The 23852-nt window shown below is 42.0% G+C and carries 18 protein-coding genes; 4 read left to right on the forward strand and 14 right to left on the reverse strand.

From position 1 onward, the window contains the following. Nucleotides 1–114: 114 nt before the first annotated feature. The 3 genes from ODU39_RS04520 to ODU39_RS04530 all read right to left on the reverse strand — a co-directional run bounded on the left by ODU39_RS04520 (nt 115) and on the right by ODU39_RS04530 (nt 7048). The gene (locus ODU39_RS04520) at nt 115–3531 is read right to left on the reverse strand and encodes a transglutaminase domain-containing protein (protein WP_398579995.1); all 3417 of its coding nucleotides are present in this window, start codon (nt 3529–3531) and stop codon (nt 115–117) included. Nucleotides 3532–4145: 614 nt separating this feature from the next. After that, nucleotides 4146–5030, reverse strand: coding sequence for a fructokinase ScrK (gene scrK / locus ODU39_RS04525; protein ID WP_253213181.1), 885 nt, complete (start codon nt 5028–5030; stop codon nt 4146–4148). Nucleotides 5031–5158: 128 nt separating this feature from the next. Further along, nucleotides 5159–7048, reverse strand: coding sequence for a sucrose-specific PTS transporter subunit IIBC (locus tag ODU39_RS04530; protein WP_398579994.1), 1890 nt, complete (start codon nt 7046–7048; stop codon nt 5159–5161). A gap of 207 nt (nt 7049–7255) precedes the next feature. Here ODU39_RS04530 and ODU39_RS04535 point away from each other — a divergent pair, with 207 nt between their 5' ends. Together ODU39_RS04535 and ODU39_RS04540 are read left to right on the forward strand one after the other, a co-directional pair. Further along, nucleotides 7256–8710 carry a sucrose-6-phosphate hydrolase gene (locus ODU39_RS04535; protein WP_398579993.1) on the forward strand — a complete coding sequence of 485 codons (1455 nt, stop codon included), beginning with the start codon at nt 7256–7258 and terminating at the stop codon, nt 8708–8710. After that, the gene (locus ODU39_RS04540) at nt 8691–9656 is read left to right on the forward strand and encodes a LacI family DNA-binding transcriptional regulator (RefSeq protein WP_136670218.1); all 966 of its coding nucleotides are present in this window, start codon (nt 8691–8693) and stop codon (nt 9654–9656) included. Before ODU39_RS04535 ends, ODU39_RS04540 begins: the two co-directional genes overlap by 20 nt. A gap of 76 nt (nt 9657–9732) precedes the next feature. Here ODU39_RS04540 and nusB read toward each other — a convergent pair whose 3' ends face one another. The 5 genes from nusB to uvrA all read right to left on the reverse strand — a co-directional run bounded on the left by nusB (nt 9733) and on the right by uvrA (nt 15166). Continuing rightward, nucleotides 9733–10152: a transcription antitermination factor NusB gene (nusB, locus tag ODU39_RS04545; RefSeq protein ID WP_105139080.1), complete on the reverse strand. Its 420-nt coding sequence runs from the start codon at nt 10150–10152 to the stop codon at nt 9733–9735. Beyond that, on the reverse strand, nt 10142–10534 hold the full coding sequence (locus tag ODU39_RS04550; protein ID WP_002942446.1) for an Asp23/Gls24 family envelope stress response protein: 393 nt from the start codon (nt 10532–10534) through the stop codon (nt 10142–10144). Before ODU39_RS04550 ends, nusB begins: the two co-directional genes overlap by 11 nt. Before the next feature lie 27 nt (nt 10535–10561). Beyond that, nucleotides 10562–11119 carry an elongation factor P gene (efp, locus tag ODU39_RS04555; protein ID WP_002942436.1) on the reverse strand — a complete coding sequence of 186 codons (558 nt, stop codon included), beginning with the start codon at nt 11117–11119 and terminating at the stop codon, nt 10562–10564. Between the two features lie 63 nt (nt 11120–11182). Then, nucleotides 11183–12244: a M24 family metallopeptidase gene (locus tag ODU39_RS04560; protein WP_398579992.1), complete on the reverse strand. Its 1062-nt coding sequence runs from the start codon at nt 12242–12244 to the stop codon at nt 11183–11185. A gap of 96 nt (nt 12245–12340) precedes the next feature. Then, a complete protein-coding gene (gene uvrA, locus ODU39_RS04565; protein ID WP_208498129.1) occupies nt 12341–15166 on the reverse strand; it encodes an excinuclease ABC subunit UvrA in 2826 nt (941 codons plus the stop codon). A 788-nt stretch (nt 15167–15954) separates the two neighbouring features. Between uvrA and ODU39_RS04570 the strand changes: the two genes are divergently transcribed. Both ODU39_RS04570 and ODU39_RS04575 read left to right on the forward strand, forming a co-directional pair. After that, entirely contained in the window at nt 15955–16899 is a 945-nt protein-coding gene (locus ODU39_RS04570; protein ID WP_002939248.1) for a magnesium transporter CorA family protein, read from the forward strand. A 15-nt stretch (nt 16900–16914) separates the two neighbouring features. Continuing rightward, nucleotides 16915–17571, forward strand: coding sequence for a DUF1129 domain-containing protein (locus tag ODU39_RS04575; RefSeq protein ID WP_012027735.1), 657 nt, complete (start codon nt 16915–16917; stop codon nt 17569–17571). A gap of 388 nt (nt 17572–17959) precedes the next feature. On the opposite strand, the gene rpsR is transcribed toward ODU39_RS04575, so the two are convergent. The 6 genes from rpsR to ODU39_RS04605 form a co-directional block, all read right to left on the reverse strand. Further along, nucleotides 17960–18199 carry a 30S ribosomal protein S18 gene (gene rpsR, locus ODU39_RS04580; RefSeq protein WP_002939250.1) on the reverse strand — a complete coding sequence of 80 codons (240 nt, stop codon included), beginning with the start codon at nt 18197–18199 and terminating at the stop codon, nt 17960–17962. A 32-nt stretch (nt 18200–18231) separates the two neighbouring features. Next, the gene (locus ODU39_RS04585; protein ID WP_002942409.1) at nt 18232–18726 is read right to left on the reverse strand and encodes a single-stranded DNA-binding protein; all 495 of its coding nucleotides are present in this window, start codon (nt 18724–18726) and stop codon (nt 18232–18234) included. An 11-nt stretch (nt 18727–18737) separates the two neighbouring features. Then, nucleotides 18738–19028, reverse strand: a complete 291-nt coding sequence (gene rpsF / locus ODU39_RS04590; RefSeq protein ID WP_002942403.1) for a 30S ribosomal protein S6 — start codon at nt 19026–19028, stop codon at nt 18738–18740. A 171-nt stretch (nt 19029–19199) separates the two neighbouring features. After that, a complete protein-coding gene (locus tag ODU39_RS04595) occupies nt 19200–20189 on the reverse strand; it encodes a lipoate--protein ligase (RefSeq protein ID WP_398579991.1) in 990 nt (329 codons plus the stop codon). A gap of 100 nt (nt 20190–20289) precedes the next feature. Further along, on the reverse strand, nt 20290–22050 hold the full coding sequence (lpdA, locus tag ODU39_RS04600; RefSeq protein WP_044758889.1) for a dihydrolipoyl dehydrogenase: 1761 nt from the start codon (nt 22048–22050) through the stop codon (nt 20290–20292). 273 nt (nt 22051–22323) lie between these two features. Next, the gene (locus ODU39_RS04605; protein ID WP_105257408.1) at nt 22324–23712 is read right to left on the reverse strand and encodes a dihydrolipoamide acetyltransferase; all 1389 of its coding nucleotides are present in this window, start codon (nt 23710–23712) and stop codon (nt 22324–22326) included. Nucleotides 23713–23852: the final 140 nt, after the last annotated feature.

A 23852-nucleotide genomic window follows, 5' to 3' on the forward strand; every position in this document is an offset into this window, starting at 1 on the left:
CGGAGATTTAGAAATTCATTAAAAGCTCAGTTATCATATTATTCAGTTAATAAAAGCTCACATGAATAATTTTCTACACAAAGATAAACGTTATCTTTAATCCGTGTTAATATATTATTTTCCTCGAGAAAAATATCTCATGAAGAAACTGGTAGATAAAGCTACCCAAATTGTTACTAAGCTGTTAAGTACATTTTCCGAAGTAAAGACCTCTTTTTTCTCTGGCTCTCGATTCTCAATTGTTGCATTCGAATCAACCACTTTTTCTTCCTCAATAGAATTGTTACTACGTTCAAGAGCGGCAGGCACTTTCACCTCACTAGCTACTGCACTTCTCTCTTGAGGAGAAGTTGCAACGCCTACAGGCTCAACTGTTGAAATTGCTTCTTCAAACAATGTCGCAGATAAAGACTGAGGTTGAGGCACCGCGGCTAAACCAGCATCTTGAACATGAATATCTGATGTCGGAACAGAACCTGCCTCATGAGTATTTGCTCCAACTCCATTTGGCATAGTTACATCCGCTTTCTCGTCTAAATGTTCATTTTTAGGAACCTCTAAAGTAAGCGAGGCAGAACTTGTTTGTGGGGCAGAAACCGAAGGTTCAGCTATTTCTTGACTAGCTGTTATCGTCTCTGTAGGAGTTGTTTCCGGTGAAGGTTGAGATGCTGAACTACTCTCAGCTACACTTTGTTCTGTTACTTCTGTTGCCACTTTTGCAGGAGTTGTTTCCGGTGAAGGTTGAGATGCTGAACTACTCTCAGCTACACTTTGTTCTGTTACTTCTGTTGCCACTTTTGCAGGAGCTGTTTCTGATGAAGTTTGGATTTCAGAACTTACTTGTGGAGCAGAAACCGAAGTTCCAGCCATTTCTTGACTAGTTGTTACTGCCTCTGTAGAATTTGTTTCCGGTGAAGTTGGGGATGCTGAATCACTCTCAACTACACTTGGTTCTGTTACTTCTGTTGCTACATCTGTAGGTGTTGTTTCTGATGAAGTTTGGATTTCAGAACTTACTTGTGGAGCAGAAACTGATGATTCAGCCATTTCTTGACTAGTTGTTACCACCTCGGCAGAATTAGTTTCCGGTGAAGGTTGAGATGCTGAATTACTCTCAGCTACACTTGGTTCTGTTACCGCCTCTACAGAAATAGTTTCTGATGAAGTTGGGGATGCTGAATCACTCTCAACTACACTTGGTTCTGTTACTTCTGTTGCTACATCTGTAGGTGTTGTTTCTGATGAAGTTTGGATTTCAGAACTTACTTGTGGAGAGGAATCTGTAGATGCAGCCATTTCTTGACTAGCTACTACCGCCTCTGTAGAATTAGTTTCCGACGGAGTTTGGGATGTTGAATCACTCTCAACTACACTTGGTTCTGTTACTTCTGTTGCTACATCTGTAGGTGTTGTTTCTGATGAAGTTGGGATTTCAGAACTTACTTGTGGAGCAGAAACCGAAGTTCCAGCCATTTCTTGACTAGTTGTTACTGCCTCTGTAGAATTTGTTTCCGGTGAAGTTTGGGATGCTGAACTTACTTGAGGAGAGGAAACTGTATTAACCTGCGCTTCACTCGATTCTTTGGATGCAACCTCAACATGTGGTAATTTAGCATCACTTTCTTCCTTAGAATCAACTGTATTCTGAGCTATTTCTGAACTCGGTGAAACCATCTCTGTATTTCCTAAAGATGAAGGCTCTGTTTTATCCTCTAACTCAGTTTTGGCTTGTAGTGCCTTAGAAGCTGGTGTTTGTTGAGAAGGAGTAACTGAGATTGTCTCCTGTGTGGAAGGAGTTCCTTCAAGCTCCTCTGATTGCTGTGCAGAATTAACACTTGGAGCTGAAGCATCCTTGGAATTTGGGGTGACTTCATCAGAATTAGCTTGGTTTTCTTGCAATTCATTTCGGTTTCTATCATCAGAATTTGTGTTATTTTTCTGACGATTCTTTAGATAACTTTGATAAGTTTCTCCTTCCGAAAATTCTTTTCCAGCCTTCGCATTCATTTGCCCCAAGAACATTCGAGCTAAATCCATTGAATTTTCGAGTGCTTTAAATTCTTCTTCTGTAATCTTGGAGAGAGTACTCAATTTATCAATATCAGAATTGACAAATTGTAAAACACGATCATACCCCTCTTGTTTATCATCTTTATCCGTTGCTTTCGTTTCTTCTACTTTACGTTTCAAAGCTTTATAGATGTCTAGCAAATGATTTTTCTTATTTTCTGTTATATAAGTTGGCTCAACATATGCAATATGATCCAAACCAACCAAGGACTTTTCTTTGTTGAACAACAGTAAATCTGCTGTTTTTTGTTTCATAGCCCAACTCTCATAATTACTATCAATAATCATGTAGTTACGCTCCGCCTTAGGCTCCTGTCCTGCCTCAACAACATCATAACTATCTTCACCGATAGTAGAAAAGTGTTTCTCACTATATTTAGCTGAGCGCTGATGCTTATTCCCTGTAATAAAACCTGTACCGTCAATGGTGTGCCACTTTTTATCATAATAAACACGCGCTGTAGCATGTGGGACACCTTCCGCATTTTTCCCAACAACAACATAAGCAGGAAGCCCTAACATATTAAATGCACGGGCCGCAGTAGTACTGAAACCTACACACATCGCTTTCTGACGTTCAGTAACCGCGAACAAATCTGATCCTAAGTAGTAATTGATGTCTGCATAATTTTGGACAGCCTTATTAGCAGCTTCCCAATCATATGTTGTATGATTAGCAACATACTGAACAAATGCCTTAACTTTATCGCGTTCACTTGATTGCTTCATAGCTTCTGAGGACTCTATCAACTTATGAATCAAGTCATCATTTGCTATAAAACGCTCTTTGGTAACGTTTATATTTTTAACTGCATTATTATACTTGCTATAATTCTCATAATATTTATTATCAACAGTAAGACCATGCGAGTAAATAGTTATTCCGTTAATATTTTTCAAACTATTCTCAGCAGTTCCTAGACCCGCAGCATTTAATAACTGCCGTTTATTGGAGTCAAGTTCAATCTTAAATAGTGCATGAATCCGTTTTGGCTCCATACTATTATGTAAGTCGCCATTGCCCGAAAACCTCAACTCTCTCATCTGATTATGATACTCTTCCTCATTATGAGCGATAACATCACCCTTGTTCATAACAAGGATATGTGGAAAGTCATGAATATTTTGAGTAACTTTACCATTGATTACTAAAAAATTGTTGTTTTTACCAAATTCTTCCAATTCTTCCCGAGTCGATAATGTCCCAAGACGATTTTCAAATCCCAATTTCAAAACATGAAACTGTCGTTGGTTCGAGGAGTATTCGTTTAATTTTTCAGAAAATGTTTTCCAGTCCAGAACCTCTATTTTATTGGTATTTTTTTGTGATTGTAAATGTGAGTTTTCATCTGCAAAAACAACCGGTTGTGATGCTCCGATAGATGCAAGCGCAAGAACCGAAGTAGAAAGGGTAAGTGTCAAAATAAGCCAGCGCTTACCATGCTGTTGAATTGGAATCATAAGTCCTCCATATAAATACTTCTGAGAATAATTTCCCAGCCTAAAATTTGCATTCCAATTGTAACACTTTTAACTATCTTTTTTCTGCCATCTATCTGTGCTTTTCCTGTTTTTATAGACTTTAGTGTCTCTGCATCATTACTTTAGATATAGCGTTTTCATACAATTGGGAAACAACAACTTTCCTCTGGTTAAAAAACATCACTGCACTATCGCTAATAAAAAGATTTTCAACCTTGCTTATGAATAAGCATCAAGAATTGTGGAACTTGTTTTTCTTTTTCATACCCGATGAACTCCAACAATGGCCAACTCTAATCTTTTATAGTCATCATTGGTTTTTGAGGCACTGTTTCGACCCAACAACTTAAATTGAAGAGTTGTTGACGAACTCTTTTTAAGCTGGTCTGATTCTTTCCTACTCCCAAAGATTGCCTTGATTAACGAACGGCTATCTCTTATGAATACAGTTTTTTAGATAAAAATAGGCGAGAGTTACATAAAAACTCTCACCTCACCGTCAAGTTATTGTGATAATAAAACAACTTCACCCAATATTCTTCTTCAATATATATCTATCGCAAAAGTACAAATGAATCTGTTCTCATAGATAATTATGAATTTCTTGACACCTGTTTTGCCAAAGCAAAGTTTCCAAGAGTTGCAGAACCATTTTCAGCAACAGCTGGCGTTACGATATATTCTTTGACATCTGGTGTTGGGAGATAATTGTTCATCAAACCGACAAACTTCTCACGTACACGATTAAGCATGTGCTCTTGAGCCATAACTCCTCCACCAAATACAATTACTTGTGGACGATAAAGCAAGGTTGCCTGTACTGCTGCTTGAGCAATGTAGTAAGCCTGCACATCCCAAACGTCTGAATTTAACTCGATCAATTCACCACGAATACCTGTACGGCCTTCAAGAGAAGGACCCGCAGCTAAGCCTTCCAAACACCCATTGTGGAACGGACACGTCCCTTTAAATTCATGTTTTACATCGTAAGGGTGTAGGGCAACGTAAGTATGACCCGCTTCGGTATGACCCAAACCACCGATAAACTCACCATTCTGAATAGCACCTGCACCAATACCCGTACCGATTGTATAGTAAACTAAACTCTTTACTCCTTTACGAACCAGGGTTTCACCAAATGCCGATGAATTCACATCTGTCGTGAAATAAAATGGAATGTTAAATTCCTTAGCAATCAGACCAAGTAAATCAATATTTGACCAGTGTGGTTTTGGTGTCGAAGTGATGTAACCATAAGTCTGTGAGTTTTGATCAATATCGATTGGACCGAAAGAACCTATCGCAATACCTGCCAAACGATCTTCATAGCGCTTGAAGAATTCAACCGTTCTCTCAATCGTTTCATAAGGAGTTGTCGTAGGAAATTGTGTTTTTTCAACAACTTGGAATTGTTCATCACCTACGGCACAAACAAACTTTGTACCACCCGCTTCCAAGCTACCATATAATTTTGTCATTTGATTGTCTCCAAAAATTTTATCACTAGCATTATACCATAGAAACAAACAGAGGAAAAAGGCTATTCCACCTTTTTCCTACTCCTTGTTCAATAAAATTAAGATTCCTTAAAATCGGATTATGATTCTTATTTAGCTACTTTCAAGAAGTTTGCTCCGTGAGCAATTGTTCCTTCAGCAAGCGTAGAAACTTCAGCAAAATCAGCTGTGTTGGTCACGATGATCATGGTTGTATCATCAAGACCGGCTTCAGCAATTTTCGCAGCATCGAATTTAGCGATTGGAGTACCAGCTTTTACTTTATCACCAGCTGCTACTAATTTTTCAAATCCGTTACCGTTCATTGATACAGTGTCAATACCGATGTGAATTAAAAGTTCAGCACCAGACGCTGTTTTCAATCCGTAAGCATGGCCTGTTTCAAAAGCAATTGTTACTTCTGCATCTGCTGGAGCGTAAACAACACCCTCAGATGGTTTAACAGCCAAACCTTTACCCATAGCTCCTGATGAGAAGACTGGGTCATTAACATTTTCAAGGGCAACAACGTCACCTGAAAGTGGAGATACAAGAGTTTCTTCAGGAAGCAAAGCTGTTGTAGCTTCGTCAGCTAAAGTCGCTGTTTCCTTTGCTACAGCTGATATTTTACCAGCAACCGGCTCCTCATCTTCATACCCGAAGAGATATGTCAAAGCGAAACCTGCCGCGAATGATACAGCAACCATAAGGATGTATGGAAGAATTTGACCATTACCTGCGTAAAGTGTCAAACCTGGAATGATAGTAACACCCATACCTGTACCGGCAAGACCTAGAAGAGATGCTACAGCACCACCGATGGCACCAGCAACCAATGAAAGAAGGAATGGTTTGCGGAAACGCAAGTTAACACCGAAGATAGCTGGCTCAGTAATACCGAGGAAGGCAGAAAGAGCTGCTGGGAAAGCAAGAGCTTTCAATTTAGGATTTTTAGTTTTCACACCAACCGCTACTGTAGCAGCACCTTGTGCTGTCATAGCTGCAGTGATGATAGCGTTGAATGGGTTCGCACCAGTGTTTGCTACCAATTGAGCTTCCAAGAAGTTGAAGATATGGTGAACACCTGATACAACGATAACTTGGTGAACACCACCGATAAGGAGACCACCAAGACCCATTGGCAAGTTCAAGATAGCTTGTGTACCAGCCAAGATGTAGTTTTCAACTACGTGGAAGACTGGACCGATGACAAACAAGCCAAGAATAGACATTACAAACAAGGTCACGAATGGCGTTACCAAGAGGTCAAGAACTTCTGGAACAACCTTGCGGACAGCCTTTTCAAATTTAGCACCAATCAAACCGATGATGAAGGCTGGCAATACTGAACCTTGCAAACCTACAACTGGGATGAAACCGAAGAAGATAGTTGGTTTCACATCGCCACCTGATGCTACAACCCAAGCGTTTGGCAACTGACCCGCAATGAGCATCATACCAAGAACGATACCGATTGTTTGGTTACCACCGAATACACGGAAGGTTGACCATACTACCAAGGCTGGCAATACGATGAATGCTGTATCTGTCAAGATTTGTGAGTAAACGTTCAAATCTTCTGGAAGAGTATAACCAAGAGCTCCAAGAAGACCACGAAGACCCATGAAAAGACCAGTTGCTACGATAGCAGGAATGATTGGAACGAATACGTCACCGAAAGTACGGATAGCACGTTGGAAAGCATTACCTTGCTTAGCAGCTTCAGCTTTTTGCTCACCAGTAGTCGCTGTTGGCAAACCAAGGGCAACCACTTCATCGTAGATTTTGTTTACTGTACCAGTACCAAAGATGATTTGGTATTGACCAGAGTTGAAGAAAGCACCTTGTACTTTTTCGATGTCTTCGACTGTATCCTTGTCGATTTTTCCTTCATCAACAACCATGACACGAAGGCGAGTCGCACAGTGGGCAACACTGCGTACGTTCTCACGTCCGCCAAGGGCATCAATGACTTTTTTTGCAATTTCTGTATTATTCATCTTGCAAAAATCTCCTTATTAAATATTTTTTAATTTTTTTGAAAGTGTTTTCAAACTTTCGATGGTTTTATTATATCACTTTTATAAAATATGTCAAACGTTTATCACATTTTGTTTCAATTTTATCCAAAAACATTGTTAAAACTTGATTTTTTGCAAGAAAACGTTTACTATATTAATGAAAAACTAGAAAATTTGGAGAAAATTATGGTATTTACAACAGAGGAGCGTTACAGGGCTTATGCTGACTGGACATCCGAATATATTGAAAAAATAAAGAAGAATACAGAGAGTTCTCCTTGGAGGACAAATTTCCATATTGAAACACCACATGGACTGTTAAATGACCCAAATGGATTTTCTTATTTTAATGGAAAGTGGACGCTTTTTTACCAATACTTCCCATTCGGTGCTGCGCACGGATTAAAATCTTGGGTCCATACAGAGTCAACAGATTTGGTCCATTTTGAAGAAACTGGTACGGTTATGTACCCAGATACACCACTTGATAGCCACGGTGCCTACTCTGGATCTGCCATGGAATTTGGCGACAAGCTCTTCCTCTTCTATACTGGAAATGTCCGCGATGAAAATTGGGTCCGCCACCCTTACCAAATCGGTGCTTTGATGGATAAAGATGGTAAGATTGAAAAGATTGATAAAGTCTTGATTGAGCAACCAGAAGATACCACGGACCATTTCCGTGATCCACAAATTTTCAACTATAAAGGGCAATATTACGCTATCGTCGGTGGACAAAATCTGGATAAAAAGGGAATTGTCAAACTTTATAAAGCTGAAAATAACGACTACCTCAACTGGTCCTATGTTGGTGACCTAGATTTTGCCAATGATATGACCGCTTATATGATGGAATGCCCAAATATAGCGTTCGTCGGTGAGCAACCCATCCTTCTCTACTGTCCACAAGGCTTGGACAAAGAGGTATTGGACTATGGCAATATCTATCCAAATATGTACAAGATTGGTCAGAGTTTCAATCCTGAAACAGCAAGCATTGTCGAACCGAGTGAATTGATCAATCTGGACTATGGTTTTGAGTGCTATGCAACTCAGGCCTTTAATGCACCGGACGGTCGAACTCTATCTGTTAGCTGGTTGGCTCTTCCAGATGTGGAATACCCAACCGATGCTTATGACTACCAAGGCTGTCTGTCATTGGTTAAAGAATTAACCATCAAGGACGGTAAGCTCTACCAATATCCAGTCGATGCTATTACCAGTCTTCGTAAAGAAGCTCAGCCATTTTCAGCTCAAAAAGAAACCAATAATGTTTACGAATTGGAACTTGATTTTTCAGCGGGCACGAAGCATGAAATCGTATTGTTCGCAAATGAAGAAGAAAAAGGCTTGGTCTTGTCTGTAGACACTGAACAAGGCCAGATTACATTAGACCGTGGCAACTGTGGTCAGCCATTCGCACTCGATTTCGGTACAAGTCGCTCTTGCGAGATTTCTCCAGGAGCTCTTACAGCCAATATCTTCATCGACAAATCTGTCTTTGAAATCTTTATCAATAAAGGAGAGAAAGTATTTTCTGGTCGTGTCTTCCCTGATGCGGATCAGTCTGGTATCGTCATTACGACTGGTAATCCGACCGGAACCTACTACCATTTAGATTATGGTCGCAAAACTAACTGATGTCGCACAGTTAGCTGGGGTCAGCCCAACAACTGTCTCGCGCGTTATCAATAAAAAAGGATACCTATCTGAAAAAACTATTCGCAATGTCGAAGAAGCTATGCGTGAACTAGGCTACAAACCGAATAATTTAGCTCGTAGTTTGCAAGGCAAATCTACAAAATTAGTTGGTCTCATCTTCCCAACAATAAACAATATTTTTTATTCTGAATTGATTAGCCATTTAGAAAAAGAGCTTTTTGATCGAGGCTATAAAACCATTATTTGCAATAGCCAGCACGAGTCCGATAAGGAACGTGAGTATCTGGAAATGTTGGCAGCTAACCAAGTAGATGGGATTATCTCGGGCAGTCACAATCTCGGTATCCAAGACTACGACCGTGTCGTAGCTCCAATTATCGCTTTTGACCGCAACCTCTCTCCTTCCATTCCCATTGTCTCTTCCGATAATTTTGCTGGCGGGGTATTAGCTGCCCAAACCTTACAAAAAGCGGGATGTCACAATCCATTAATGATTACCGGAAACGATGATTCCAATTCACCTACCGGCCTTCGCCAAGTAGGTTTCACATCTATTTTGAACAAAGCCGAAGTTTTTCATATCTCCAGTGATTTCTCACCTGTGCGCAAGGAGATGGAAATCCGAGCCATTCTTGAAAAGCAAAAACCAGATGGTATCTTTGTATCTGGAGATGCAACGGCTATGCTGGTATGGAACGTCATTCGTTCATTGAAACTGTCTATTCCAGAAGATATTAAATTGATTGGTTATGATGGAACAAGTTTCATCGAAAACTACTATCCTCAACTGACAACCATCAAGCAACCATTAACCGAAATAGCTCGCCTGCTGGTTGAACTATTAGTTGATAAAATCGAAGGAAAAAAACTGACAAAAACAGACTATATCCTGCCGATTAGCCTACTAGCAGGAGCTAGTATATAAAAAAACTGTGCCTAATAAATTAGGTACAGCTTTTTTGTGATACATTCTTTTGTTTCTCAAGTAAAAAAGAAGCTCATCAGGCTTCTTCTTTAATAAACTGGCTCAAAACTCCATTGACAAACTTAGCTGAAGATTCATCAGAAAATTCTTTAGCCAATTCAATAGCCTCGTTAACAGCAACACGGGCTGGCGTTTCTTCGAAATGTAAGATTTCAAATAGGCCTAGTCGCATGATATTCTTGTCAATCAAGGTTAAACGATCTAAGGTCCATCCTGCTTTTAATCGGCTAGATAACTCCTTATCCAAGTCATCACGATAGTCTGCTACACCATTGACAAGGTTAAGGAGAAAGAGCGGAATTTCAACTCCTTCTTGCTCTTCCTCTCTATCATAAAGATAAGAAAACTGAGCTGCCTGAACAGGTTCTTGACCAAATTCAAGTGATACGATTGCCTGCAAAGCACACTTACGCAGGGCATGTCTGTTATTCTTCATCAAGGAAATCCTCTCCGAATAAATCTTTCAATGCTGGTTTTGGTGTTTTATCAGGAACAATGCCGCTGACATGGATATTAACCGCAGCCACTTGAACTTCTGCATAGTTGTAAACTGCTGTCTTGACTGCACGCTGAATGTCCATTGATACGGCAGGAACATTTACACCATATTCTAGATAGACGTAAATATCCGCAGTCACTCGACCTTCCTCGTCAGTTTCAAGATAAACACCTTTATTTAACGATGTTTTTGACCAACTGTCTGCTACACGCTTATTTTGAAGGGAATGTACTCCATCAACTTTCGCTGCAGCAATGCCTGTAATTACTTCAAGGACGCGAGGTGCGATAACAATCTCGCCTTGATATTCTGTTGTCATAGGCTCTCCTTTCTTAAGAGGAAACGATTAAGCACGTGATACGTAAGTTCCTTCAGCTGTGTTGATAACGAGTTTTTGACCTGCTTCGATAAAGTCTGGTACGTTGACTACAAGACCTGTTTCCATCGTAGCTGGTTTACCTGAACCTGTAACAGTCGCACCTTTGATAGATGGTTGTGTTTCTGCAACGACCAATTCAACAGTTGTTGGTACAGTAACACCGATCACTTCTGTTCCGTAGAACTGGATCTTCACATCGGAATTCTCCAAGATATAGAGCAATTCTTCTTTGATGGTCGCTACTGGAATTTCATACTGATCGTAAGTCTCAGTATTCATGAAATAAGCTGTGTCATCCATTTGGTAAAGGTATTGTGCTGGAACTGTTTCGATAATAGCTTGTTCAAATTTTTCATCTGGACGGTAAGTTGTATCGAAGGTTGAACCTGTACGTACATCACGCAATTTCATACGCATGATGGTGTTTCCTTTACCTGGTTTGTGGTGGCTTGCATCCAAAACTTTAATCAATTTACCTTCAGCTTCAAAGGTCATACCTGCTCTAAGTTTACTTGCTTCAATCATTGTATTGAATACCTCTTCAAATTTTATTTATTCGTTTTATTCTACCACAAACTGTCAAATTTCTCAAATGACAATCAATTCCTTGGGTGCTAATGTCAAGACTTCACAACCGTTTTCCGTAATCAATAGGTCATCTTCGATACGGACACCATATTTGTCATCCAAATAGATACCAGGCTCATCCGTCAAGACCATACCTGCCTTGATAGTCTCGTCAGATTTTCCAAAATACGGATATTCATGAATATCCAAGCCGATACCGTGACCGATGCCGTGTGTAAAGTTGGCTCCGTAACCCGCCGCATTGATAATCTCACGAGGAATAGCGTCAAACTCGCGGTAGGTGACGCCTTCTTTGGCCTGCTCAATTAAAGCCTTATTGGCACGCAAAACCACATCGTAAATCTCACGCTCTTGATCTGTCACATGACCGATATGGATGGTCCGTGTCATATCGCTAACATAATGCTGGTAATAGCAACCAAAATCTAGCGTCAAGGTCTCACCAGTTTGGATAACCTTTTCAGACGCTCTTCCATGAGGCATAGCAGAGCGGTAGCCAGATGCCACGATGAACTCAAATGATGCCCCTTCTGCACCGAGTTGACGCATGCGGTGGTCAAGGAAATGATTGACGTCCATCTCAGTCGTCTGACCTGGTTTGATAAAGTCAAGAACATCAATAAAAGCCTGATCCGAAATTTGACATGCACGGCGAATGGTCGCAATTTCTTTCTCATCCTTAATCATGCGCAAGTCTTCGATAAAGTTTGACATAGCAACCAGTTGATAACCCTCAAAAATGCTGGTCAGACTTTGATAGAAGCCATAGGTCACCTCGCTATCAAAACCAATGGTTTCAAGCCCATCTTCCTTAATCACCTTAGCAATCTCTTCAAGGGCAAAACGGCTCTCGATAATATCAAAACCTTTTACTGATGCCTTGGCTATCAAGGTATAACGCGAATCAGTCACAAACAAGCGACGCTTGCCACTGATGAAGACTGTCGCCTCTGTTCCCCAAAAACCAGTTAGGTAGTAAATATTGTTTTGACCAGTCACCAAGATTCCATCAACAGTTGATTGAGCTAATTTTACTTCGAATTTTTCAAGTCTTTTTTGCATCCTATTCCTCCAATGATTTTTTAACTATTATAGCAGAAATACAGACAAATACCAATTCTTTCTAGCAGATAGAGAAAAAGCCGCCAGAGCGACTTTTTACTTCAACTTCGTTTTCAAATACTGGCCTGTAAAGCTGGCTGGGTTATCCGCCACTTCTTCTGGTGTTCCTGTCGCGACAACGGTACCGCCACCGACACCGCCTTCTGGTCCCATGTCGATAATGTGGTCTGCTGTCTTAATCACATCCAGATTGTGCTCAATGACAAGGACAGTGTTGCCGTCATCAACAAAACGAGCTAAAACTTTTAACAATTGAGCAATGTCTTCGGTATGCAGCCCTGTCGTTGGCTCATCCAAGATATACAAAGACTTACCAGTTGACCGCTTGTGGAGTTCAGAAGCCAATTTCATCCGTTGGGCTTCCCCACCTGATAGGGTTGTCGCAGGTTGTCCCAAAGTCACATAGCCCAAGCCCACATCTTGAATGGTGCGGAGCTTGCGTTCGATTTTTGGAATGTGTTTGAAGAACTCGACCGCATCATTGACCGTCATATCAAGGACCTGAGCGATATTTTTCTCCTTGTAGTGTACTTCCAAGGTTTCAGAATTGTAGCGGTGGCCATGACAGACTTCACAAGGCACAAAGACATCTGGCAGGAAGTGCATTTCAATCTTGATAATCCCGTCACCAGAGCAGGCTTCGCAACGACCACCTTTGACGTTAAAAGAGAAACGCCCCTTCTTGTAGCCACGAATTTTGGCTTCATTGGTCTGGGCAAAGAGGTCACGAATATCGTCAAAGACACCTGTGTAGGTGGCTGGGTTGGAACGCGGTGTCCGTCCAATCGGGCTTTGGTCAATATCAATCAGGCGGTCCAAGTGTTCAATTCCTGAAATGGTTTTGAACTTGCCTGGCTTGTCCGAATTGCGATTGAGCTTCTGAGCAATGGCTTTTTTCAAAATGGAGTTGACCAGAGTTGACTTACCAGAGCCAGATACCCCTGTCACCGCAACAAATTTTCCGAGTGGAAAACGGACCGTTACATCTTGCAGGTTGTTTTCCTTGGCACCTGTTACCTCCAGGAAACGACCATTTCCAACACGGCGGTCTAGAGGAACAGGAATTTCACGTTTGCCAGACAGGTATTGACCTGTAATGGATTTCTTGTTTTTGGCTACTTGGGCAGGCGTTCCAGAAGCTACGATTTCTCCACCAAAGACACCCGCACCTGGACCGATATCAATCAACCAGTCCGCCTCCCGCATGGTATCCTCATCATGCTCCACCACAATCAAGGTATTGCCCAAATCACGCATTTTCTTAAGACTGGCAATCAGGCGGTCATTGTCCCGCTGGTGCAAACCAATCGATGGCTCATCCAAGATGTAAAGAACACCAGACAGGTTAGAGCCAATCTGAGTCGCCAGACGAATCCGCTGACTCTCACCACCAGAAAGGGTTCCTGCAGCTCGTGAAAGAGTCAGATAGTTGAGACCAACGTTGTTGAGGAAGGACAGACGGTCCCTGATTTCCTTGACAATCGGTGTCGCAATGGTGGCTTCATTTTCAGACAAGGTCAGATTTTCAATGACTTCCAGATGATCCGCTACGGACAAGTCAGACAACTGCCCGATATGAAGTCCCTTCTCACCACCGACCTTGACAGATAAGGCTTGGTCATTGAGGCGATAGCCGTGGCAGGTTCCACAGGTCAATTCATTCATGTAAGTCTTCATGACCGTCCGCGTGTAATCACTATTGGTTTCACGGTAGCGGCGGTTAATGTTAGTAATCAAGCCTTCAAATGGAATGTCAATATCACGCACTCCACCGAACTCATTTTCATAATGGAAATGGAATTCTTGTCCGTCAGAACCATTGAAAATCAGGTTCTTCTCCTCTTCTGTCAATTCCTCGAAAGGCTTGTCCATGTCCACACCAAAATGGTTCATAGCTTGCTCCAGCATCTGAGGATAATAGTTGGAAGAGATTGGATTCCAAGGAGCCAAAGCACCCTCACGCAAGGTCTTGCTGGCATCTGGGACAATCAAATCTGTATCCACTTCTAGCTTCATGCCCAAACCGTCACAGTCGCTACAAGACCCAAAAGGAGCATTGAATGAGAAAAGACGAGGCTCCAACTCAGGCACCGTAAAGCCACAAACTGGACAGGCATAGTACTCAGAGAAAAGCAGTTCCTTATCATCCATGGTATCGATGATGACATAGCCATCCGCAATCCGCAAGGCCGCCTCAATGGAGTCAAAAAGCCGCGAGCGAATGCCTTCTTTGATGACAATCCGATCGACCACGACTTCAATGTTGTGAGCCTTACTCTTGGACAACTCAGGCACTTCCGACACATCATAGACATCACCATTGACCCGGACCCGAACATAGCCATCCTTCTGAATTTTTTCAAAAATCGTCTTATGTTGCCCTTTTTTCTTACGTACAATCGGCGCCAAGATTTGTAACCGCTGACGTTCAGGCAATTCCAAAACCTCATCAACGATTTGTTCCACCGAAGAAGCCGCAATTGCACCATGACCATTGATACAGTAAGGCACCCCGACCCGAGCATAAAGCAGGCGGAGATAGTCATTGATTTCCGTTGCCGTTCCAACCGTCGAACGCGGGTTACGCGAGGTTGTTTTTTGGTCTATGGAAATAGCAGGGCTGAGACCCTCTATGGAATCTACATCAGGTTTGTCCATGTTGCCCAAGAACTGACGAGCATAGGCAGACAAAGACTCTACGTAACGGCGTTGACCTTCGGCATACAAGGTATCAAAAGCCAAACTCGACTTACCAGACCCCGACAAACCAGTCACCACCACCAACTTCTCACGCGGAATGGTCACATCAATATTTTTTAAATTATGGGCACGAGCCCCATGAATCACAATATTTTCTTGCATAACATGATATAAGTGCGTTAAGAAAGCGAGAAGAAAATAGGAAAATGTGACGTCACTTCGTGACAAAACATTTTGTCTTTTTCTCGACGCTTTTAGCACGCATTCAAATCCTTTCTAAAGATACAAAGCCCGTAAAACGCAAAGTGAAAATAGGCGGTAAGTCCGAAATCTGTGATTTCGAAGACGCACCCCCGTCAAGACAACTAGTGCTTTCACAGGTTGAAAACCGAAGAAAGCACAGATGTCTACGACGCAGAAGCCGGTCTCCATGCTGAAACATGAGGCAACTAGTACTTTTTCACACAGCGTTTAGGGCGTGTTCAATTCCTTTCTAATATAAGTGCGTTCACAAGATAACTGGTGACGGTCGATTAACTCCGCGACACCAGACGAAACTGCCTATGGGCAATTCCTATATCTTGTATTAGCTCGATTTTCAAAAAATATCGTTTTGAAAATCTCACGTTAAGAAAACTATACAAAAATAGGAAATCTGCAAAGTGTGCCAAACACACAAGAAGATTTGCACTTTACAGCATCCACATCCGTAATCAGCTGAAGCTGAAACGACTGCGTATCTTTTTTGCTAGGCTTTTAGCACGCATTCAATTCCTTTCTTAAGAGGCTCTAAGCTATGGTATACGGAATAAGGAAAAGTCCGTACAACTTATTCGCTTAAATGTCTACATATTATAACACATTTCTATATAAAACCTTTCCGAAACTGCACATTTTTTGGTATAATAGAGGTTGCGTTAACGCAACAAAGATAAAAGGAGGGCAAAGATATGAAACAAATTTTTCTATCAACCATGACTGATTTAGAAGAAATCCAAACCTTTGAACCAGGGGCTTGGATTAATTTGGTCAACCCCTCCCAGAGCGAGTCTATGGAAGTGGCTGAGCACTATAAAATTGACATCGCTGACCTGCGAGCACCGCTCGATGCGGAAGAATCCTCTCGTATCACTGTCGAAGATGACTATACGCTCATCCTGGTCGACGTCCCAATTCTTGAAGAACGAAACAACAAGACATATTATATTACTATTCCTTTGGGAATTATTCTAACAGATGATGCGATTATCACGACTTGTTTGGAACCGTTGCCACTGTTTGAGCAGTTTATCCATCGTCGTCTACGAAATTTCTTCACTTTCATGAAGTCTCGTTTCGTTTTCCAAATTCTCTACCGCAATGCTCAACTCTACTTGTCAGCCCTACGGACCATTGACAGAAAGAGCGAAGAGATTGAGAAGCAACTCCATGAGGCTACTCGAAATGAAGAATTAATTGTACTCATGGAATTGGAAAAAACCATCGTCTACTTCAAGGCTTCCCTCAAAACCAATGAGCGTTTGGTCAAAAAACTTGCTAGTTCCTCACGTCTACTCCGTAAGTATGAAGAGGATGAGGATTTGCTTGAAGATACCTTGGTCGAAACCCAACAGGCCATTGAGATGGCAGACATCTATGGTTCCATCCTGAACTCTATGACCCATGCCTTTGCTTCTATCATTTCTAACAACCAGAATACCATCATGAAAACCTTGGCATTAGTGACAATCGTTCTCTCTATCCCAACCATGGTCTTCTCTGCATACGGTATGAACTTTAAGGACAACATCATTCCTTTTAACGATATTCCCTATGCTTTTTGGTGGATTATCCTCTTCGCATTTGCAATCAGCCTATCACTCACCTTCTACTTCATCCGTAAGAGATGGTTTTAACCTAAGGAGATTAACATGTCATTTACAGAAATCAACGGATTAACAAAAAAGAACCAAGAATTTATCCATATTGCGACCAACCAACTGATTAAAGATGGAAAGTCTGATAGCGAAATCAAAGAACTCTTGGAAGAAATTTTACCAACTATCATTGAAAAGCAAAAAACTGGCGTGACTGCCCGTAATCTCTATGGAGCACCAAGTGAGTGGGCTGCTAGTAAGACAATTTCTGAACAGGAAAAGAAAGACCAAGTGGAATACAATGAAAATCCATGGTTGATGTGGCTAGATTCTAGTCTTTTCATGCTTGCAATTATTGCTGGTATCAATGGTTTGATGAATCTTTTTGGCCAAGGTGCACAGTATGGGCTATTGACCTTATTTGTCATCGGTTTCGGTGTTGGTGCAGGGATGTACTTGATGTACCATTTCGTTTATAGAGAACAAATTAAAACTGGGCAACGTCCTAAATTGCTGAAAGCTATCGCTTTTCTCGGACTTGCTACGCTGGCTTGGTCAGTCGTTTTCATTCTAGCAGCACTGATTCCAGCCGCATTTAATCCAGTTCTCCCTCCGCTTGTTACTATTCTTATCGGAGCTGCTGCTTTCGGTGCACGCTACCTCTTGAAAAAGAAATATAACATTCGCAACGCCATGTCCCCAGTTCAATAATAAAACAAAGCGATTGGAATATTCCAGTCGCTTTTGTTTATCTATACAGTCCAGCTATCAAATCACCCGAGAACTTTATCCGCTATCACTTATCTATGTACTCTGCTAAAATAGTCTATCCCCAGACCGTGCCTCGCTTTCTAACTTCTTGGCTCGGGTTGAAACAGTCCATTCAAGAACTTAATTCATTTTCTTAATTTCGAGCTCATGAAAAATGAACCATTCTGTTATTGCACTTTTCGCATTTCTAGAGCGCAAGAAAAAATCGCCACACAGGGCGATTGCGCCTTTCCAGTTTCTAGGGCACAAGCTAAAAAGACCCGTCAGGGTCTCAATTCGCCTTCTAATTTCCGAGCTCATGAAAAAACAACCCGTCGGGGTTGTTTTTTTAATCTTCGTTTACGAATGGTAAAAGAGCCATAACGCGAGCACGTTTGATAGCTGTTGTTACTTTACGTTGGTTTTTAGCTGAAGTTCCAGTTACACGGCGTGGAAGGATTTTTCCACGTTCAGAAATGAAACGGCTAAGAAGCTCAGTATCTTTGTAATCAACATATTCAATTTTGTTAGCTGCGATATAGTCAACTTTTTTACGGCGTTTGAAACCGCCACGACGTTGTTGAGCCATGTGTGTTCTCCTTTATATTATTAATTTTTGACCTAGAATGGTAGGTCATCGTCTGATATGTCCATTGGATTGCTTGCTCCAAATGGACTTTCTTCTCGAGCGAAGTTTGGTGTAGATTGTGCAGGTGCTTGATAAGGTGAGTTATAGTCATTTCCTCCAGCAAACGAGTTGCCAGCTGAATAGCCTCCACCTTGACCTTCACGGGCAGTACGGCTTTCCAAGAGTTGGAAACTTTCTGCAACTACCTCAGTAACGTAGACACGTTGTCCTTGCTGATTGTCATAGCTACGAGTCTGGATACGACCTGTAACACCAATCAGAGCACCTTTCTTAGCCCAATTCGCCAAATTCTCAGCTTGTTGACGCCAAATGACTACGTTGATAAAGTCCGCTTCACGCTCACCGTTTTGATTTTTAAAATTGCGGTTAACCGCCAAAGTAAAAGTCGCAACAGCTTGATTAGACGGAGTATAACGAAGTTCTGCATCACGGGTCATACGACCAACCAATACTACATTATTAATCATACAACACCTTCTTACGCGTCAAGTTTGACAATCATGTGACGAAGAATGTCGCCGTTGATTTTTGACAAACGGTCAAACTCTTTAAGAGCTTCATCGTTGTTAGCTTCAACGTTAACGATGTGGTACAAACCTTCGCGGAAATCTTTGATTTCGTATGCAAGGCGACGTTTTTCCCATGCTTTTGATTCAACGATAGTTGCACCGTTGTCAGTCAAGATAGAGTCAAAGCGTGCTACCAAAGCGTTTTTAGCTTCTTCTTCAATGTTTGGACGAATAATATAAAGAATTTCGTATTTAGCCATTGATATGTTCCTCCTTTTGGTCTAATGACTCATGGTCTAGCCACGAGTAAGTGAGGGATACTCACAGAAAATAATTATACCATAATATAGAAAATGTGCAAGCGAAAACAGTTTTCCGAAAACATTTTCACAAAAAATAAAGACTGCCCAAACAAAGGGCAGCCCTATGGATTAAGCTACAATCGCTTTTGCTACTTCTTCTGTTGTCACGCGTGAGAAATAGTGTGTTGTGTCGATTTCTTGGAGTTTCGCTAGGACATCTGCGTATTCGTAGCGAGTGCCTACCAGCAAATCTTCAATATCTGATACATCACCGATACCGAAGAAGTCTCCGTAAATCTTGATGGATTCGATGACGGATTTTTCAGCCTTGATGTAGGTTGTGATTTTACCAGCTGGATAACGAACGCTACGCTCAACCGTGTATTCTGGTGTTTGACCGTAGGTCCAATCCCATGTCGCAAACTGGGTATCACGGATTTCTTGGATACGGGCCAAGTCATCTTCTGACAAGACATACTCGTCCATATCTGGATATTCTAGCTTCATCTGGTTGAGGATAGCATCTTTGAAGTCCAAGACCGTCATCTTCTCTGGCAGTTCGTTGTTGATGTTGGTCACACGGGCACGGACTGACTTGACTCCCTTAGACTCAATCTTGTCCTTGCTGACCTTGAGGGCGCTTGCGAGGACTGACATATCCACATCAAAGAGCAAGCAACCGTGGTGCATCATGCGACCTTTAGCATAGGCTTGGGCATTACCACAGATTTTCTTGCCGTCAATTTCCAGGTCATTACGGCCGGTGAAATTCGCCTCAACACCTAGTGTCGCAAGGGTATCAATCACAGGCTTGGAGAAGGTTTTGAAATCAAAAGCTCCCTCGTCTGCCTTGTTAGAGATAATGGTGTAGTTAAGGTTGTTGAGGTCATGATAGACAGCGCCACCACCTGACAGACGGCGAACAACATGGATGCCCTTTTCGTCTGTGAATTCCTTGTTGATTTCTTCAATAGCATTCTGATGCTTACCGATAATGATGGCAGGCTCATTGATCCAGAGAATAAAAATTTCGTCAATATCTGTTAATTCCTTGAAGGCATAGGCTTCGAGGGCAATATTATAGGCTGGGTCATTGCTGTTGTTTACGATGTATTTCATGCAAAACTCCTTTATTGTTAACTAATTTTTATTATAGTGGAAACGATAACAAAAGACAAGTCCGAAGACCTGTCTCTCTACTGTATTTTAGAGGCTCTTATTATTTACGTTTTGGTGGATTGTGGATCGCAACACCAAGCACATCAAGGAAGGCTTCGTACATCACTTCTGAGAAGGTTGGGTGACCGTGGATAGATGCTGCCACGTCGTCAACTGTCAATTCAGATTCCATGATGGTTGCTGCTTCGTTGATCATTTCAGCTGCAACTGGACCGATGATGTGGACACCAAGGATTTCATGGTATTTCTTATCAGCGATAACTTTTACGAAACCGTGTGCTTCGTTAGAAGCGATTGCACGACCGTTACCAGTGAAGCTGTTGCGACCGATAAGGATGTTTTCTTTACCGTATTTCTCGATTGCTTGGTCTTCAGTCAAACCAACCATAGCGATTTCTGGGTGTGTGTACACCGCTGCTGGTGTGAAGTCCAATTTAGCTTTGTGGTGGTTACCGTGGATCGCATTTTCAGCTGCCACTTCACCCATACGGTAAGCAGCGTGTGCCAACATCTTAGTACCGTTGACATCACCTGGTGCGTAGATGCCTGGGATAGAAGTTTCTTGGTATGCATTAACCTTGATACGACCGCGATCCAACTCAAGATTAAGATTTTCAAGACCAGCCAATTGTGGTACACGTCCGATTGAAAGAAGGGCTTTTTCAGAAACGATTTCTGAACCGTCGTTCAATTTGATTGTCAATTGGTTGTTAGCTTCAACGATTTCAGATACACCAACGGATGTCAAGAATTTCATACCTTTCTTAGAAAGGACTTTTTGCAATTCAACAGACACTTCGCGGTCCATACCTGGAATGATACGGTCAGCCATTTCAACAACGGTTACTTCTGTTCCGTATGATGCGTAAACCAGACCAAGTTCCACACCGACTACGCCACCACCCATAACAGTGAGTGACTTAGGAATTTCACGCAAATCAAGAATATCATCAGAAGTCAATACCAACTTAGAATCAATACCTGGGATGTTGATACGTGATACTTTAGAACCTGTTGCAAGAATGATGCTACGACCTTTGATAACCTTGTCGCCAATAACAACAGTCTTATCAGGATTTACTTGACCAAGACCGTTGAAGATAGTCACTTTATTAGCTTTCAAGAGACCTTGAACGCCACCAGTCAATGTCTTCACAACCTTGTTCTTGAAGTCAACTGTCTTGTCCATATCAACGGTGTAGTTTGTTGAAGCAAGGTTGATACCACGCTCAGCCGCAATCTTCAAGCCGTCAAGGATTTCAGCGTTCTTAAGGTAGGTCTTAGTTGGGATACAACCCTTGTTCAAACAAGTACCACCAAATTCTGATTTCTCAACGATAGCGATTTTACCGCCCAATTGAGCACCACGAATAGCTGCGTAGTAACCAGCAGGACCACCACCGACAACAACCATGTCGTACTCGTCAGCAGCCAATTCAGCCTTAGGAGCTTGTGGAGCTGCTGCAGGAGCTGCAGGTACTTCCAAACCAGCTGCTTTCAAATCGGCAGTTGCTTGAGCAACCTCAGCTGGAGCAGGTGCAGCACCCAATTCAACTGTTTCACCTTCTGCACCAAGGTAAGCAATGACTTCAGTTACAGGAACTGTTGCACCGTTACCGTGAACGATTTTCAAAAGAACACCTGATTCTTCCGCTTCCAATTCCATGCTTGTCTTGTCTGACATCATCTCCAAGATAACATCACCTTCGTTGACAAAATCACCTTCTTGTTTTTTCCACTCGATGATTTCGCCTTCTTGCATATCTACACCAAGTTTCGGCATAATAATTTCAATTGCCATGTTTAAGATACCAAGAGCGAAGAGAAAGCGACTGAAAAATAGGAAATCGTAGAAAATCCTGATTTTCTAAACGATTTATCTTTTTTCCGAGCTTTCCGCTCGGGTTCAATTGCTAAAACTCTCTCGCTCTTATTCCCTTTCTTTATTTTTTCTCTTTACCAAATTGAGCACAGGCTAAAAACCTATTGAAAAAGATAAATCGCCTCGTGCCTCAAGGCACATCGTTGATTTCCTATTTTCATACGGTTTTCTTAACGCCTTTTGCATCTTATCTCAGATCAACAATTCCAATGGGTTTTCCAGCAAGTTCTTCAAGTCAACCATGAACTTAGCACCATTCATACCATCAATGATACGGTGGTCGATGGTCAAGCAGAGTGCCATGATTGGACGGATTTTGATTTCGCCGTCGATAACAACTGGTGTTTGAACAGTTGATGCTACACCAAGGATTGCTGAGTTTGGTTGGTTGATGATTGGGTTAAAGGTTTTAGTACCAAACATACCCAAGTTGGTGATAGAGAAGGTCGAACCTGACATTTCAGCCCCCTTCAACTTACCAGATTGAGCCTTCTTGATGACATCTTTCGAAGCCACCACAAAGTCAGACAAGCTCATCTTATCTGCGCCGTGAACAACTGGCACCACCAAGCCATCATCTAGACCTACTGCGATACCAAGGTTGACGAACTTGTGTAATTCGATTTCTTGTGCATCGTTAATCAAAGATGCGTTCATGTAACGGTGTTCTTCTTTCATCAAAGTACGAACAACCGCAAGACCGATCAAGTCTGTAAAGGTTACTTTCAAACCAGTCTTGTTCATGATTGGCTCAAGGACTTGCTTACGAAGTGCCATGAGGTTGGTCATGTCAATATCGTAGTTAAGTGTAAATGTCGGAGCAGTCAAGTAAGAGTTGACCATACCTTTTGAAATCGCCTTACGCATTGGGCTCATCTTGATGATTTCAACGCCCTCTGGCAATTCTTTAGCTGGTTTTTCTTCTGCTTTTGGTGCTGGAGCAGCAGTTTCTACAGCTGCAGGAGCAAGTACTGCAAGAACGTCGTTCTTGACAATCTTACCGTTGACACCTGAACCAGTAAGGGTTGACAAGTCAACACCTTGGTCTGCTGCAATACGGGCTGCAAGCGGAGTTGCTTTGGGAGCTGCTCCCTTGAAGTCTTCGACGTCAACCTTGTGGACACGACCGTTAGCACCTGTTCCTGGAACAAGACCCAAATCGATTCCAAGCTCACGCGCCAATTTACGTGCTGCTGGAGTCGCACGAACCTTGCCACCACCTTGTGGTTTGGCAGCAGTTGCAGGAGCAACGATTGCTGGTGTACGACCTGCAGGTACTTCTTCAATAGCCGCTGCTGGTTCAACAGCAGGTGCAGATGAAGCGCCGGCTTCAACCGTCTCACCTTCAGCACCCAAGTAAGCAATGACTTCTGTAACAGGGACAGTAGCACCATTACCATGAACAATTTTCAATAGGACGCCTGACTCTTCTGCTTCCAGCTCCATGCTGGTCTTGTCAGACATCATTTCCAAGATGACATCGCCTTCATTGACGAAATCACCCTCTTGTTTTTTCCACTCGATGATTTCACCTTCTTGCATGTCCACACCGAGCTTAGGCATAATGATTTCAATAGCCATTATTAAGATACCAAGTCCGAACAGAAAACGATTGAAAAATAGAAAATCCTCATTTTCGTAACGATTTATCTTTTTCCAAGTTTTCCGGACGGGTTCAATTCCTTTCTTTCAATTTCTTACGTTATCTAAGAATCGACTCC

The sequence above is a fragment of the Streptococcus sp. 2021WUSS126 genome (assembly GCF_044427255.1).
GTDB classification, from domain to species: domain Bacteria; phylum Bacillota; class Bacilli; order Lactobacillales; family Streptococcaceae; genus Streptococcus; species Streptococcus hashimotonensis.